The organism is Nocardioides bigeumensis (assembly GCF_039531755.1).
Classification (GTDB): Bacteria; Actinomycetota; Actinomycetes; order Propionibacteriales; family Nocardioidaceae; genus Nocardioides; species Nocardioides bigeumensis.
In genome coordinates, this window is the sequence record NZ_BAAAQQ010000011.1 from 113378 (window position 1) to 128459 (window position 15082).

Genomic DNA, 15082 nt, shown 5'->3' on the forward strand with positions numbered 1-15082 from the left:
CGCTCAGACGACCACGTTGACCAGCTTCGGCGCCCGCACGATGACGGTGCGCGGCTCGCGCCCGTCCAGCGCACGTACGACGGCCGGGTCGGCCAGCGCCGCGGCCCGCAGGTCCTCCTCGGACACCCCAGGCGACACCTCCAGACGCCCGCGGACCTTGCCCTGCACCTGGATCACCGCGGTGACCGTCTCCTCGACCAGCAGCGCCGCGTCGACGACCGGCCAGCCGGCTCGGGCGACCGACGGCTGGTGGCCCAGCCGCTCCCACATCTCCTCTGCGGTGTAGGGCGCGACCAGCGACAACAGGACGGCGACCGCCTCGGCAGCCTCGCGCACGGCGGGGTCGCTCGGTCCCGCCCCCGCGTCGATCGTCTTGCGGGTGGCGTTCACCAGCTCCATGGTCCGGGCCACCATCACGTTGAAGCGGTGCCGCTCGACCAGCTGGCCGGCCTCGTGCACGGTCTTGTGGGTGACCCTGCGCAGTGCGACGTCACCCGTCGAGGGGTCCGCACCCGGCTCGGAGGTGACGTCACCGGCCAGCCGCCAGGCCCGCTGCAGGAAACGCAGCGAGCCGCTCGGCGACATGTCGGCCCAGTCGATGTCGTCCTCGGGAGGACCCGCGAACACCAAGGTCAGCCGCACCGCGTCCACGCCGTAGGCCGATAGTTGCTCCCCCAGACTGACGCCGTTGCCCAGCGACTTGCTCATCTTCTTGCCCTGGTTGATGACGAAGCCCTGGTTCAGCTGCGCCGAGAACGGCTCGCGGAAGTCCACCATCCCCATGTCGTTCAGCACCATGGTGAAGAAGCGGGCGTACAGCAGGTGCAGCACCGCGTGCTCCACGCCGCCGATGTAGATGTCGCACGGACCCCAGGCGTTGGCCTTGGCCGGGTCGAACGGCTGGTGCGTGTCGTGCGGCGAGCAGTAGCGCAGGAAGTACCACGACGAGTCGACGAACGTGTCCATCGTGTCGGTGTCCCGCTCGGCGGGGCCGCCACACCGGGGGCAGGCAACCTCGACCCAGTCCCGGGCTGCGGCCAGCGGCGAGACGCCCTTGGGCTTCAGGTCGGCGCCGCGCAGCTCGGGCAGCACGACCGGCAGCTGGTCGTCCGGCACCGGCACCTCGCCGCACGTGGAGCAGTGCACGATCGGGATCGGCGCCCCCCAGTAGCGCTGTCGGCTCAGCAGCCAGTCGCGCAGCCGGAAGTTGACAGTGCCGCGACCCAGGGCCTTCTTGTCCAGCCAGTCGATGATGGTGCGCTTGGCCTCGGCGACCCCCATCCCGTCCAGGCTGATCTCGGCGTTCGAGGAGTTGGTGGCCGGGCCGTCACCCGTGAACGCCTCGCCGTCGAAGTCGGCGGGTGGCTGCACGGTGCGCACGATCGGCAGACCGAACTTCTCGGCGAAGTCCCAGTCGCGCTGGTCCTGGCCGGGCACGGCCATGATCGCGCCGGTGCCGTAGTCGGCCAGCACGTAGTCGGCGGCGTACACCGGGATCTGCTGGCCGGTGACCGGGTTCAGGGCCTTGCGGCCCAGGTCGACTCCCGTCTTCGGTCGGTCGGTCGCCAGACGGTCGATGTCGGAGGCCTTGCGGACCTCTTCGCGGTACGCCTCGAAAGCCGGCCGCTGCTCGTCGCTGACCAGTTCGTCGGCCAAGGGGGCGTCGGCGGCGACCACCATGAACGTCGCGCCGAACAGCGTGTCGGGACGCGTCGTGTAGACCTGGATCCCCTGGTCTGGTGACGCCTCGCTGCTCGACTCCTCGACCAGGGGGAACGTCACGTGCGCACCCTCCGATCGGCCGATCCAGTTGCGCTGCGCGTTGACCACCCGGTCGCCCCAGGTGGGGGCCAGGTCGTCCAGGTTGTCCAGCAGCTCCTGGGCGTACTCGGTGATCTTGAAGTACCACTGCGTCAGGTCGCGCTTGGTGACCTCGGCGCCGCAGCGCTCGCAGTGGCCGTCCACGACCTGCTCGTTGGCCAGCACGGTCTGGTCGTTGGGGCACCAGTTGACCGGGCTCTGCTTGCGGTAGGCCAGGCCCCGCTCGTAGAAGCGCAGGAACAGCCACTGGGTCCAGCGGTAGTACTCCGGGTCGGACGTGTTCAGCGTCCGGCTCCAGTCGAAGCTCGCGGCCAGCCGCTTGCAGGAGTCGATCGAGCGCCCGATGTTGCGGTAGGTGTACGTCGACGGGTGCTCGTCGTTGCGGATCGCGGCGTTCTCAGCGGGCAGCCCGAAGGAGTCGAAGCCCATCGGGTTCAGCACCTCGTAGCCGCGCTGCCACCAGTACCGCGCGACCACGTCGTGCAGCGAGAAGACCTCGGCGTGACCCATGTGCAGGTCGCCCGAGGGGTAGGGGAACATCGTCAGCGCGTAGCGCTTCTCGCGGGGGCTCTCGTCGTCGGCCCGGAACGGCTGCAGGTCCTCCCAGACCGGCAGCCACTTCGACTCGACCTCGTGGACGTCGTACCCCTCGCGGGCGTCGATCTCACTCATGGTGCGTCTCTCTCACGTCGTCGGGATCAGATCCAGCGCACAAAAAAACCCCTCGGGTGCGAGGGGCGGCCGCGTCGGGTGTGCTCACCGACGCGGCTAGCTAAGAAGCAGGATCGACCTCATGGAGCCATGGTAACGGCAAGCCACCGCGCGAGGGGAACCGAGTTCCTCTCGAGTTCCTCTCGCGCGGCAGCGAGGGACGTGGCGTCAGCGCACGAAGCGCGGGGTCATCGGCGGGTTCCACCACTCACCGTTGTTGGCCTTGATGGCGCCGAGCAGGTGCAGCACGAACGCCACGACGAGCGCGAGGCCGAAGGTCACGAAGCCGACCAGCACGAACATCAGCGGGATCGAGATCAGCAGGATGATGCCCGTGACGATCTGGATGTTCAGCGAGTTGGCGGCGTGCGCCCTCACGAACGGGCCCTTGTCCTTGTAGATCAGGAAGATCACGAGCGAGCCCACGAAGCCGAGGGTGCCGGCGCTGAGCACCATGGCCACCAGGGGGACGACGTGGCTGATCATGCCCCAGGTGCGCTCCTGGCCCGGGGAGATGGGTTGGGGCTGCGGCGCGTAGCCGTAGGACGGATCGGTCATGCTGCTTTCTCCTTTGGTGCGGTGGTCCTGTGCCGGAGGTCGGGCTCAGTCGAGACCACTCACCCCATTCAACGGCAAGCGGAGCCGCCGGTGTTCCGGGTTCGGGGACGGCTCAGGGGCGTGTCGGGGCCGAGTAGGGTCCGGCCATGACCGAGCCCAGTCCCGGCGCCAGTCCCGGCGCCAGTCCCGGCATCCTCGACCTGTTCCGGCTCGAGGGCCGCGTCGCGATCGTGACCGGCGCCTCCAGCGGTCTCGGCGTCGCGTTCGCGGAGGCGCTCGCCCAGGCCGGCGCCGACGTGGTGCTCGGGGCGCGTCGCGCGGACCGGCTCGACGAGACCGCGGAGCTGGTACGCGCGGCCGGGCGCCAGGCGCTCGCAGTCCAGACCGACGTCGCCGACCCGGCCCAGTGCCAGGCGCTCGTGGACGCCGCGATGGCGGCGTTCGGGCGCGTCGACGTCCTCGTCAACAACGCCGGCGTCGGAACGGCCGTTCCGGCGACGCACGAGACGCCCGAGCAGTTCCGGCAGGTCATCGACGTCAACCTCAACGGCTGCTACTGGATGGCTCAGGCATGCGGTCGCGTGATGCAGCCGGGGTCCAGCATCGTCAACGTCTCCTCGGTCCTGGGCATCACGACCGCCGGGCTGCCGCAAGCGGCGTACGCCGCCTCGAAGGCCGGCCTGAACGGGCTCACCCGCGACCTGGCCCAGCAGTGGACCGGCCGCAAGGGCATCAGGGTCAACTCTGTCGCCCCCGGTTTCTTCGTCTCCGAGATGACCGACCAGTACCCGCCGGGCTACCTCGAGTCCCAGCAGGCGCGCATCCCGGCCGCCCGCAAGGGAGAGCTCTCCGAGCTCGCCGCCACCGTCGTCTTCCTGGCCTCCCCTGCTGCCGGCTACGTCACCGGGCAGGTGCTCCCGGTCGACGGCGGGATGACCATCACCTGACGCGAGCAGCGTCCTCGGCGACGGGTCGGTGGCGTAGCAGCCACCAGAGCCCGGCGATCGGCAGGACCAGCGGCACGAAGCCGTAGCCGACCCCGTAGGCCGACCACACCGTCTGGTCGGGGAAGAGCTCGCCGTCGACGACCGTGAGGGTTCCGACCACCAGCACCCCGACGAGCTCGATCACCACCGCCGTCAGGGCGATGCGGTGCGCCCGGACCGAGGTCCGGCGGAGCGCGAGGGTCGCGACGAGGTAGACGAGCGCCGCGACCAGCGACAGCGTGTAGGCGAGCGGCGCCTCGTCGCCCTTCGTCGCCAGCTGGACCGCCGACCGGGACCCTGCGGCGATCGCGAACACGGCGTACACCGCGACCAGCACCTGACGGCCGGTCGTCGTCTGGCCAGGTGTCGTGGGCTCGCTCGTCATCGGGTCGCGGCCATCCGCCACACGACGACGGCGACGGCTGCCACGGCGATGACCAGGACCCAGAGCGACGACGGCTCGGGCTCGGTGCCGTCCTCCCCCTTGGGCCTCATGATCACCAGCGGGATGAGGGCGACGGCCGCGACGCAGTAGCCCACGTGGACCACGGGCTCCTCGGGGCTGCCACCGGCGGCCCACGCCAAGAGGTCCGCGCCGACCAGCACGAACATCAGGCCCTGCGCCAGCTCGACGCCGATGCGCACACCTCTCTCCAAGCCGGGGGCGACCGTCGCCGCGAGGCCGCACGACATGGCCAGCACGGCCAGGACGGCAGCGGCGATCCAGAGCACGACGTCCACGGCCGCGAGGGTATCCAGACCACCGTTGCCACCGACCATCGGCAGGGCCACGATGGAGTCGGCCCGGAGGGACCCACATGGCCGACCAGACAACCGCACGCTCCTCGACAGCTGGTGACTCGGGAGGAGTGGACCGCGCTCTGGCGGGGACCCGCGACCTTGCCGTCGCGACAGAGGAGATCCTCGCGGCGCTTGGGCGAGCCGGTGCCAACTCAGGCGAGATCCTCGACATCGTCATCGAGCGGGCCGTGCGCCTGTGCCGGGCGCACGCGGGTCAGCTCCACCTCAACGAGGGCGACGTCTATCGCCTGTCACGGGGCTCGAGCCTGGTGCCCGACGCGTTCCGCCGCTACTCGCTGGACCACCCCATCGCTCGCGACCGCCGCTCCCTGATGGGCCGCGTCGTGGCCGACCGCACGACCCAGCAGATCGGCGACGTCCTCGCGGACCCGGAGTACGGGCGCCAGGACCTGCAGAGGCTGTCCGGCTTCCGCACCCTGATGTGCGCTCCGATGATCCTGCACGACGAGGTGGTCGGGGCACTCTCCGTCTGGCGCCTGGAGGTCGAACCGTTCGACGACCAGCACGTGGAGCTGCTGAGCGCGTTCGCCGCGCAGGCGGCGATCGTCCTGCGCCAGGTGGATCTCACGACCGAGCTGGAGAGCAAGGTCGACCAGCTCGAGACCCTGCGCATGGTCGGGCAGGCCGTCACCGAGACGTTGGACCCGGACGAGGTACTCAGCCGGATCCTCCGTGGCGCGGTCGAGATCGCCGACGCCGATGGTGGCTTCGTGGCCGCGTACGACGACGCGGACGGCTCGATGGAGGTGCGAGTCCTGACCGGCGATCAGGACGACCTGCTGGCCCGGCTCGAGGCCGCCATCGACGACCCCGAGACCCCCAACGTCTTCGGCAGGTTCGGCACGGCCGCGATCCAAGGCGAGCTGCTGGCGATCCCCGACCTCGCACAGGAGACAACCGACCCCGTGGTCGATGTCCTGCTTGCTGACGGCTGGCGATCGCTGGTGGGCATCCCCCTCCAGCGCGAAGGGGCCCTGCTCGGTCACCTCGTCGTCGAGCGGTCGACGCCGGGGGGCTTCGCCGCCGACACGCACGACGCGCTGCTCACCCTGGCCGCCCAGTCGACCGCCGCGCTCGTGAATGCGCGGCTCTTCCGTGAGCTGCAGACCAAGTCCGCCGAGCTCGAGGTCGCGAGCCGGCACAAGTCGGAGTTCCTGGCGAGCATGTCCCATGAGCTGCGGACCCCGCTCAACGCGGTGATCGGCTTCTCCGAGGTGCTCCTCGACCGACTCTTCGGCGAGCTCAACGAGCGGCAGGACGAGTACGTGCGCGACATCCACAACTCCGGTCGACATCTTCTGGAGCTGCTCAACGAGATCCTCGACCTGTCCAAGGTGGAGGCTGGGCAGATGACGCTGGAGCCCACGGTCTTCAGGGTCACCGATGCTCTCGAGTACGCCGCGTCGCTGGTGCGCGAGCGGGCCGCCCGGCACGGGATCCGACTCAGCGTCGAGACAGCACCGGACGTGGGCACCGTCAGCGCCGACGAGCTCCGGTTCAAGCAGGTGGTGCTCAACCTCGCGTCCAACGCGGTGAAGTTCACGCCCGACGGCGGCGCCGTCGACATCCGAGCGGAGGTCCTTGCCGGGGAACTGCTGGTCACCGTCACGGACACAGGCGTGGGAATCCCGCCCGAGGACCGCGAACGCATCTTCGAGTCCTTCCAACAAGGAGGACGCGGCGTCGCCAGGGAGGAAGGCACCGGGCTCGGACTCACCCTGTCCCGGCGGATCGTCGACCTGTTCGGGGGTCGGCTCTGGCTCGAGTCCCAAGTGGATGTCGGGAGCACGTTCGGGTTCTCCATCCCGATGGGGACGCCCAGTGACGCGGGCGACGGGAAGGGGCAACACCCGTTGCTGCTGCTGGTGGACGACGACCGTGCCTCGCTCGACCTCGTGACGGCCTACCTCGAGGGCGCCCCTGTCCGTCTGGTGCGCGCCCACGACGGCGAGGCCGCGCTCCGTTGCCTCGCAACCGATCGCCCGGCCGGCGTCGTCCTCGACATCCGTCTGCCGAAGATCGACGGCTGGGAGGTGCTCAGCCACCTGCGCGCAGATCCGAGCACCGCGCACGTGCCCGTCGTCATCGTGTCGGTCGTCGACGAACGCACTCGCGGCCTCGAGGAGGGCGCGAACGAGTACCTCACCAAGCCGGTGAGCCGTGACGAGCTCGTCGGCGCTCTCGTGCGCGCAGGCCTGCCCATGACCCCGCTGACCGGGGCAGGGGTGGAGGGGGCGCCATGACCGGGGAACGCATCCTGGTGGTGGAGGACAACCCGCTGAACCTCAAGCTCGTGAGGGACGTGCTCGACGCCGCTGGGTACGACGTCGTCTCGGCCACCTCGGGTGAGGAGGGGCTGCGAGTGGCCGCGGAGCGCACACCGGACCTGGTGCTGATGGACCTGCAGCTTCCCGGCATCGACGGCACCGAGACCTTGCACCGGTTGCGTCGGGACGGGATGGCACCCGACGTCCCGGTGGTCGCGGTCACCGCCTTCGCCATGGCTGAGGACCACGCCAGGGCCGAGCGTGCCGGCTTCGACGCCTACGTCGAGAAGCCGATCAGCGTGCGGTCACTGGTGCACCAGGTGCGTCAGCTCCTCGACGGACGTGTGTCGTGAACGACAGACCCGTGACGATCCTGGCCGTGGACGACGAGCCGGCCAACCTGCGCCTGCTCGACGCTGTGCTCACACCGCGCGGGTACCAGCTCGTGACGGCGTCCGACGGGCGCGATGCGCTCGACCTCCTCGTCGACCTCGACGTCGATCTGGTGCTGCTCGACCTGAAGATGCCGGGGCTGAACGGCCACGAGGTCTGCCGACGGATCCGCTCGGACGACCGGACGGCGTTCCTGCCGGTCGTGATGATCACCGCGAGTGGACCTGAGGAGAAGCTCACTGCCGTCGAGTCCGGAGCCGACGACTTCGTCACCAAGCCGTTCGACCGCGCCGAGCTGCTGGCCCGGGTCGCCTCGTTGGCGCGGCTCAAGCGCTACCACGACACGATCGAGAGGCAGGCCGCCGAGCTGGCCCGGTGGAACACCGAGCTGGAGAAGCGCGTCGCGGCAGGTGTCGACGAGCTCGAACGGACCAACCGGCTGCGGCACTTCCTCGGTGCTCAGCTCGCGGACGTGGTCGTCGCGGACGACGCCCTCCTCGACAGCCACCGGCGCGAGATCGTGGTGGTCTTCTTCGACTTCCATGGCTTCACGTCCTTCGCGGAGACCAGCGAGCCCGAAGAGGTGATGGGCGTGCTGCGGGAGTACCACCAGGTCGTCGGCGAGCACGTCGTGGCCCTGGGAGGCACCCTCGAGCGGTTCACCGGCGACGGCGTCATGGTCTTCTTCAACGACCCCGTGCCGTGCGACGACCCCGCTCGCAGGGCCGTCCAGCTCGCGCTCGACGTCGACCGCGACGTGTCGCGACTGGCGAACGGCTGGCGACGAATGGGGCACGCACTGACGCACCGCGCAGGCATCTCGATGGGATACGCGACCCTGGGTCGCATCGGTTTCCCGGGTCGGTTCGACTACGCCGCGATCGGCAGCGTGACCAACTTGGCCGCGCGGCTCTGCACGGACGCAGGCGACTGGGAGATCCGCGTCAGCGACCGGGTGTTGGCCGCCCTCGGCGACGCTGTCGAGGCGGAGCTCGTCGGCGACGTCCAGCCTCGTGGCTTCGCCCGCACGGTGCGGGTCCACACGATCCGCTCGCTGGACGACGAGGTGACGACATGACGACGTACACGGTCGGCAGGGGAACCGGGGCGCGGACGTTGTCCGAGCTCCAGGACGACGAGCGCTACGCCGCTTTCGACACTCTGCAGGAGCGGCTGCCGCACGTGTGGGAGGGGATCCAGCGCGACCTCGACGACGAGAGCGTGGTCGTCGTCCCGTCCATCACCACCGCGAGCAGTGGCACGCTCACCCAGGCGATGGAGGAGCGGTCGCTCTTCCTCTTGCTGCTGCTGCGCCAGCCGCACCTGCGGATGATCTACGTGACATCGAGCCCCGTGAGCGAGGCGGTCGTCGAGTACTACCTGAGCTTGTTGCCCGGTGTCATCCCTCGGCACGCCCGCGCGCGCCTCACGATGATCGCCCTCAACGACGCGACCCCCGGGTCGTTGAGTGCCAAGCTGCTGGCGAGACCTCGGATCCTTCGCGACATCCGCCGGATGATCCCCAACCGAGCCGCGTGCCACTTGATCCCCTACAACGCCACACCCCTCGAGCGCGACGTCGCCCTGACCTTGGGGATCCCGATGTACGCCGCCGACCCCCGGCTGCTGCCCCTCGGGACCAAGACGGGCTGCCGCCGGATCTTCGAGGACGTGGGGATCCTGTATCCCCTCGGTGTCGAGGGTCTGCACACGGTCGACGACCTCGTGGAGGCGCTGGCTGGGATGCGCCGCAGCCGTCCACGCCTGTCACAGGCGATCGTGAAGCTCAACGACGGCGTCTCCGGTCGCGGCAACGCCGTGGTCGACCTCGGCGAGCTTCCGGAGCCGGGCTCCGCCGACGAGCGCGGCCGCCTGAGAGACCGCGTCCTGGGGCTGGCCCTTGAGGATCCCACCGTCGGGGTCGACGCATACTTCGCGGACTTCGCTGCAGGCGGAGGCATCGTCGAGGAGCGCATCACGGGCAAGCGGATGACCAGTCCCAGCGTGCAGATGCGCGTGCTGCCCGACGGGCAGGTCGAGCTGTTGTCGACCCATGACCAGCTGCTCGGCGGGCCGAGCGGCCAGGCCTACCTCGGCTGCATCTTCCCGGCTGCGTCGGAGTACGCCACCCTCATCGCCCAGCCCGCCCTGGAGGTCGGCCGGCACCTCGCCGAGCAGGGCGTCCGGGGCCGCTTCGCCGTCGACTTCGTCGCGGTCCAGGACGACGCCGGCGACTGGACGGCGTACGCCATCGAGCTGAACCTCCGCAAAGGCGGCACCACACACCCGTTCCTGACCCTGCAGTTCCTGACCGACGGCTCCTACGACGCCGCGACCGGTCTGTTCCGCACCCCCGACGGCCGGGCCAAGCACCTCGTCGCCACCGACCACCTCGAGGACGAGCGTCTCACCGCTCTCACCGTCGACGACGTCTTCGATGTCGTCGCCAGGCGCCGGCTGCACTTCGACGCGGCCCGGCAGACCGGCACGGTGCTGCACATGATCAGCTGCGTCACCGAGTGCGGCCGACTCGGCCTGACCGCTGTCGGCGACTCCGCGGACCACGCATGGGAGCTCTACGAGTCCGCCGGACGGGTGATCCTCGAGGAGGCGGAGTCGGCGCGCACCGAGGCCAGACTGTTCCAGTGACGGCGACCCACAACCCGGTCTGGTACGTCGCCTACGCGTCCAACCTGAGCCTCGACAGGCTCACCTGCTATCTCGCAGGCGGACGCCCACCAGGTTCACGACGCGTCTACGCCGGCGGCCGTGACCGAACTCCTCCAACTGGGTCGGTGCGGGTCGACCTCCCTGGGACGTTGGTCTTCGCCGGAAGGTCTCGGGTCTGGGGCGGGGCCATGGCGTTCCACGACCTCGGCGGCGCAGGTGAGGTCGTCGCCCGCGCCTACCGGCTGACATTCGGTCAGGTCAGCGACCTGGTCGCGCAGGAGTCACGGCACCCCGTCGGCCATGACCTCGTGCAGGTCGATCCGCAGGGCGGCTGGCAGACGCCGTCACAGGTCTACGAGACCCTGGTCCCCGTCGGGGACCTGGACGGTCTGCCCATGCTCACGCTCACCACTCGTCGCACGTTGGAGGAGTCGGCCCCGTCGGCGGCCTACCTGCGCACGATCCTGCGGGGCTTGCACGAGGTCACCGGGTGGTCGTCTGAGCGTCGCGCGGCATATCTGACGTCGGCGCGGGGGGTGTCCCCGACTTGGACTCCCGAGGCGCTCGTGCAGCTCTGCGACGAGGTCACCGGCGCCTGATCCGCAGCACCGCCGAGTCCACGCTCGGCGGGGGCGAGAAGGCCGACCGCGGCACGGCTCTGCCCACGTCGAGTCGATAGCGCCGGAGGTGCCTGGCTCCTGGCGGCGACGCGGCGAGCCTCCGCGCGGTCGCGCGCTGGAGCACGTGCTCCTCAACACCTGCACCCGGCCCGGGTGGAGCTCGACCGCGACGACCCGGGCGCCGGCGTCGAGGAGCGGGCCCGTGAGCGCGCCGGTCCCGGCGCCGAGGTCGACGACGAGGTCGCCGGGGCGCAGCGGTGAGTCGGCGACGAGGGTGCGTGCCCAGTCAGGCCGGAGTGGGTGCCAGCCCCACTGGCGACGTGTCCCCCTCGGGGGTCCGAAGGGCCCGGGCACGGCGCACCATCACGAAGCTCATCGGCATGGGACGACGGTAGGGACCGGGCCGGTCACGGTGCGACGGGTTTACGCCGTCGCACTGCTCGCTACGACGTGAGCCGGTAGGTCGAGACGTGCGAACGCGAGTCGCCGGTGAACTCGGCACCGGTCCAGTCGGCGTACCTGCTCTCGAGCTCGAACCCCGCCAGCCGCCCCATGAGGTCGAGCTCAGCGGGCCAGATGTAGCGGTGCGGGCTCAATCCGATGGTCGTCCGGCCGGGACCGTCGAAACGCACGTGGTGGGAGACCGCGCGCTGGTGCAGGACGTCGTAGGTGTCGACGCCCAGGTAGCCCTCCTCGACCGACCACACCATCGCGTCCGAGCCGGGCGGCAGCCTGCGCAGCTCGGGGACCCACAGCTCCACGACGAAGCGTCCACCCGGGACCAGATGACGAGCGGCGTTGCGGAAGCACTCGACCTGCTCGTCCTGGGTCTGCAGGTTGGAGATGGTGTTGTAGACGACGTAGACCAGCCTGAAGTCTCCGGCTGCCCGGACCGTGGCCATGTCGCCCATGACCACGGGGATCTCGTCCTCGCCGACCTTGGTGCGCAGCACGTCTACCATCGCGGCTGACAGCTCGATCCCGACGACAGGGACGCCGCGTTCGGCCAGCGGGACCGCCACCCGGCCGGTGCCGATCGCCAGCTCGAGTGCGCGGCCGTCTCCCGCCAGGTGCGCGAGCCGGTCCACCGTGGGTCCGAGGACCTCGGGCGCGAACATCCCGGCGCCCGGGGTGTCGTAGCGCCCGGCCACCTCGGCATCCCAGATGTGCTCCTGCCGAAGATCCTCCGCGCGCATCCCCCGACCCTGCCAACCGACATCGTTCCCAGTCCACCGAGTTGCGTGCCCGCCTCGCCGAGCTGCGCGCGGCGTCGTAGTCGAGCAGCCGGAGCGGCGAGCGGCTGGCCGAGACCGCTCGCGCGGTTGACTGCTCGCAGCAGGTGCTGGCAATCAAACCGCGCAGAGCCGCCGGCATGCGGAAGCCTCTCGTCCGCAACCCGTCCTAGCGTTCTGATCATGAGCGATCCGATTCCTGACGACCCGTCGACCCCGTGGGAGCCGCCCCTGGCGGGCCCGGAGGCGCCCCAGCTCTTCGGCGCGCTGGAGCGTCTGCGGGCGACGTTCCGGTGGAAGGCCGACGACCTCGACTCCGCCGGTCTGCAGACGACCATCGGTGCGTCCAGCCTGACGCTCGGCGGCCTTCTCAAGCACCTGGCAGCCAACGAGGACTACATCTCGACGGTCAAGCTGACCGGCGACCCCGTCGGCGACCCGTGGGCGGCCACCGCCTGGGACGGCGACGACGACTGGGAGTTCAGCTCCGCCGGCGAGGACGCCCCCGAGGAGCTGTACGCCCTCTACGACGGCGCCGTGGCGCGCAGCCGGGCGCGGATCGCAGCAGCGCTGGCCGACGGTGGTCTCGACAGGCCCGTGCACGCCCACCTGGAGGACGGCACCCATGCCAGCCTGAGGCGGTTGGTGTGCGACCAGATCGAGGAGTACGGCCGCCACACCGGCCACGCCGACCTGCTGCGCGAGGCCGTCGACGGTCGGGTCGGCGAGGACCCACCCCCGGGTTGGCTGCCCGCGACCGGCTCGTTCACGTTCGCCTGAGGCGGAGGCCTACCTCATCTAGGGCTGGACACCCTCCGGCACCGGCATCGGACGCACGCCGCCGAGCCGGCGGCGGAACCGCACAGACACGGCGAACGCGTCCAGGACCTGCCAGAGAGCCTTGTGCGCCTGCCACGGAAGCGGCTCGTCGCCGAACCGCCAGCTCGGCCCGAAGCCGATCCACACCGGCACCCACTCGGCCGCGAGGTCCCACTCGCCTCGGTGGGACTCGATCATCCGGCGGCGCAGCTGGAACTCCATGCGCGGGCCGTCGACGCAGATCGGGGCCGTGCGGACCGGCCACAACCGAAGGTCGCGCACCATCAGCGCCAGCTCGAGGTCGCCGAGCACGCCGGGATCCACCAGGACGGTGGCGACGTTCTCGTGCGGCTCCCGCTTCACTCGCAGCACGCTAACCCCGCGCACCGACGCTCGTCAGCCCCCGACCGGCTGCTGTGGACAACTACTGTCGTTCCATGACCGGCGTCGGTGACCGCGTGCGCAGCATCTGCCTGGCCTTGCCGGGCGCAGCGGAGAAGACCAGCCACGGCTCGCCGGCCTTCTTCGCCGGCAAGCAGTTCGTGATGCTGCGGCACCAGGGCCACCACGACCACGACTTCCCGCACCTGTGGTGCGCGGCGCCGGCGGGGGCCCAGGAGGAGCTGATCGCCTCGGACCCCGAGCGGTACTTCCGGCCGCCGTACGACGGCCACCGGGGCTGGATCGGCGTCCGGCTGGACGGCCTCCAGGAGGACGACTGGACCGAGCTCACCGAGACGATCGAGGAGGCTTACCGCGCGATCGCACCGGCAAAGCTCCTAGCGGAGCTCGACGCGCGGGGCTGATCTGCCTCAGCCGCGTTGGCGTGCCAGGGTGACCGCCAGAACGTGCTTGCACGGACCCCGACCGCCCTGGTGCTGGGCAAACCACGGGCAGGTGCATCGGTCGCCGTCGGGGGTGTGGCGGACCACGTGCTCCGCCTGGCCGCTGCGGACGTACGCCGTGTCGCCGTCGAGCCGGACCGCATCGGTCTCGAGCAGGGCGTTGGCGTCACGCAGCCGCGGGTGCATCGCGGCCAGCCGCTCGGCGTCGTAGGGCAGCTCGCGATGGAAGTAGGCACCCTCGGCGACGTCGTAGCCCACGCACCCGGCGGCCCCGAGCCGGTCGAGCGCCCGCAGGACACGGCCCTCCGTCAGGTCCGCCTCCGCTGCCAACCGGGCCACATCGATGCGAGGTTCGAACGCCAACAGCGCTGAGACCAGGTCGGCGTCGTCCGCCGACTCGGCGTCGGCGAGACCTGCCAGGACCCCACCCTCGCCCGAGAAGCCGCGGCTCGACTCGGGGCTGAGCGTCAGCACCAAGCGGGCGTCATCCAGCGTCAGCTCCCACACGGCTGCCGCCCCCCTGGGGTCATACGGCGCGGCGTACACCTTCAGCGACCGCGCGAAGCGCAGCAACGGGTCGAGCGGCTTCAACCGCTCGAAGCCCGAGAGCGAGACCCCGTCGGGGGTGGCCCTGGACGTGAGCCTGAGCCCTCGACCTGCGGCGACCACCCAGACCGGCTTCCGGCTGCTGGACGAGGCGAGTCCGCGCACGAACCGCCTGGCTTCGGCCGCCGACACCTCCAGCGTCGGGGTGACCCGCCCCGAGACCTGCTGGACCTCGGCGAACCCCTTCAGCCAGCGTCCCGGCAGCGGAACCTTGCGCTCGACGACCTGCCTGTCGAGCGTGCTCACGACCACGTCCTCGCCGACCTGGAGGTGTAGCGGCTCCTGACCGCCGATCCGGGACAGGGCCTCGCGCATCGGGGTGTTGAAGTCGACGTTGGTGGTTCCCGAGTCGCGCACGGTCCCGTCCAGACTGCCGGGAAGCGCGTCGTACCGGAGGTAGACGCCGCAGCAGGCCGAGAACCCCTCGAAGCGCAACCGGTCCCGGTTGCTGGTGACGACCGGGTCCGCCGCGCGCAGGATGGCCGCGAGCATGCCGGGCGGGGTGTAGAAGCGGGTCCGTGCGACCTTCGCGACCGCCAGCATCGCGCCCGCGGCCTGCTCGGGATGTCCGAGGAATCCCTCGAAGAAGACGGGGTGCGTGGTGGAGCCGGTGGCCACGCGACCGCCGCTCGTGGAGAGCGTCAGGTCGGCTCGGCCGTCCGCGAGCTCCAACGTCGACGGACGCAGATAGCGGTAGGACTGCTCCTCGAGCGTGGCCGTCATCCGCGCAAC

At 70.5% G+C, this 15082-nt stretch carries 15 protein-coding genes and 1 pseudogene; 8 read left to right on the forward strand and 8 right to left on the reverse strand.

All coding sequences use genetic code 11. From position 1 onward, the window contains the following. Nucleotides 1-3 precede the first annotated feature (3 nt). Entirely contained in the window at nt 4-2493 is a 2490-nt protein-coding gene (gene leuS, locus ABD295_RS09640; RefSeq protein ID WP_344303489.1) for a leucine--tRNA ligase, read from the reverse strand. Between the two features lie 207 nt (nt 2494-2700). Next, a complete protein-coding gene (locus ABD295_RS09645; RefSeq protein WP_344303490.1) occupies nt 2701-3090 on the reverse strand; it encodes a DUF4870 domain-containing protein in 390 nt (129 codons plus the stop codon). 146 nt (nt 3091-3236) lie between these two features. On the opposite strand from ABD295_RS09645, the gene ABD295_RS09650 reads away from it, so the two are divergent. After that, a complete protein-coding gene (locus ABD295_RS09650; protein WP_344303491.1) occupies nt 3237-4037 on the forward strand; it encodes an SDR family NAD(P)-dependent oxidoreductase in 801 nt (266 codons plus the stop codon). On the opposite strand, the gene ABD295_RS09655 is transcribed toward ABD295_RS09650, so the two are convergent. Beyond that, on the reverse strand, nt 4030-4461 hold the full coding sequence (locus ABD295_RS09655) for a hypothetical protein (RefSeq protein ID WP_344303492.1): 432 nt from the start codon (nt 4459-4461) through the stop codon (nt 4030-4032). The genes ABD295_RS09650 and ABD295_RS09655 overlap by 8 nt on opposite strands. Next, the gene (locus ABD295_RS09660; protein WP_344303493.1) at nt 4458-4817 is read right to left on the reverse strand and encodes a hypothetical protein; all 360 of its coding nucleotides are present in this window, start codon (nt 4815-4817) and stop codon (nt 4458-4460) included. The genes ABD295_RS09655 and ABD295_RS09660 overlap by 4 nt, the downstream gene beginning before the upstream one ends. Nucleotides 4818-4894: 77 nt before the next feature. Between ABD295_RS09660 and ABD295_RS09665 the strand changes: the two genes are divergently transcribed. From ABD295_RS09665 to ABD295_RS09685, 5 genes are read left to right on the forward strand one after another with little or no spacing between them, the layout of a single operon-like run. After that, nucleotides 4895-7141 carry a hybrid sensor histidine kinase/response regulator gene (locus ABD295_RS09665; RefSeq protein ID WP_344303494.1) on the forward strand — a complete coding sequence of 749 codons (2247 nt, stop codon included), beginning with the start codon at nt 4895-4897 and terminating at the stop codon, nt 7139-7141. Next, the gene (locus ABD295_RS09670) at nt 7138-7518 is read left to right on the forward strand and encodes a response regulator (protein WP_344303495.1); all 381 of its coding nucleotides are present in this window, start codon (nt 7138-7140) and stop codon (nt 7516-7518) included. The genes ABD295_RS09665 and ABD295_RS09670 overlap by 4 nt, the downstream gene beginning before the upstream one ends. 11 nt (nt 7519-7529) lie before the next feature. Continuing rightward, on the forward strand, nt 7530-8636 hold the full coding sequence (locus ABD295_RS09675; protein ID WP_344303496.1) for a response regulator: 1107 nt from the start codon (nt 7530-7532) through the stop codon (nt 8634-8636). Further along, on the forward strand, nt 8633-10207 hold the full coding sequence (locus ABD295_RS09680) for a peptide ligase PGM1-related protein (protein WP_344303497.1): 1575 nt from the start codon (nt 8633-8635) through the stop codon (nt 10205-10207). Before ABD295_RS09675 ends, ABD295_RS09680 begins: the two co-directional genes overlap by 4 nt. Continuing rightward, nucleotides 10204-10827 carry a prolipoprotein diacylglyceryl transferase gene (locus ABD295_RS09685; protein WP_344303498.1) on the forward strand — a complete coding sequence of 208 codons (624 nt, stop codon included), beginning with the start codon at nt 10204-10206 and terminating at the stop codon, nt 10825-10827. The genes ABD295_RS09680 and ABD295_RS09685 overlap by 4 nt, the downstream gene beginning before the upstream one ends. Here the strand turns inward: ABD295_RS09685 and ABD295_RS21170 are convergent. Continuing rightward, nucleotides 10814-11202: pseudogene (locus ABD295_RS21170) on the reverse strand (hypothetical protein). The gene ABD295_RS09685 and the pseudogene ABD295_RS21170 overlap by 14 nt on opposite strands. Before the next feature lie 89 nt (nt 11203-11291). Further along, complete coding sequence (locus ABD295_RS09690; protein ID WP_344303499.1) at nt 11292-12044, reverse strand: class I SAM-dependent DNA methyltransferase; 753 nt, start codon at nt 12042-12044, stop codon at nt 11292-11294. Between the two features lie 219 nt (nt 12045-12263). Between ABD295_RS09690 and ABD295_RS09695 the strand changes: the two genes are divergently transcribed. Continuing rightward, nucleotides 12264-12860, forward strand: coding sequence for a mycothiol transferase (locus ABD295_RS09695; RefSeq protein WP_344303500.1), 597 nt, complete (start codon nt 12264-12266; stop codon nt 12858-12860). A gap of 18 nt (nt 12861-12878) precedes the next feature. Here the strand turns inward: ABD295_RS09695 and ABD295_RS09700 are convergent, their stop codons facing one another. Further along, on the reverse strand, nt 12879-13262 hold the full coding sequence (locus ABD295_RS09700; RefSeq protein ID WP_344303501.1) for a hypothetical protein: 384 nt from the start codon (nt 13260-13262) through the stop codon (nt 12879-12881). Between the two features lie 74 nt (nt 13263-13336). On the opposite strand from ABD295_RS09700, the gene ABD295_RS09705 reads away from it, so the two are divergent. Then, complete coding sequence (locus ABD295_RS09705) at nt 13337-13705, forward strand: MmcQ/YjbR family DNA-binding protein (RefSeq protein WP_344303502.1); 369 nt, start codon at nt 13337-13339, stop codon at nt 13703-13705. A gap of 6 nt (nt 13706-13711) precedes the next feature. On the opposite strand, the gene ABD295_RS09710 is transcribed toward ABD295_RS09705, so the two are convergent. Continuing rightward, the gene (locus ABD295_RS09710; protein ID WP_344303503.1) at nt 13712-15073 is read right to left on the reverse strand and encodes an SWIM zinc finger family protein; all 1362 of its coding nucleotides are present in this window, start codon (nt 15071-15073) and stop codon (nt 13712-13714) included. Between the last annotated feature and the right edge of the window lie 9 nt (nt 15074-15082).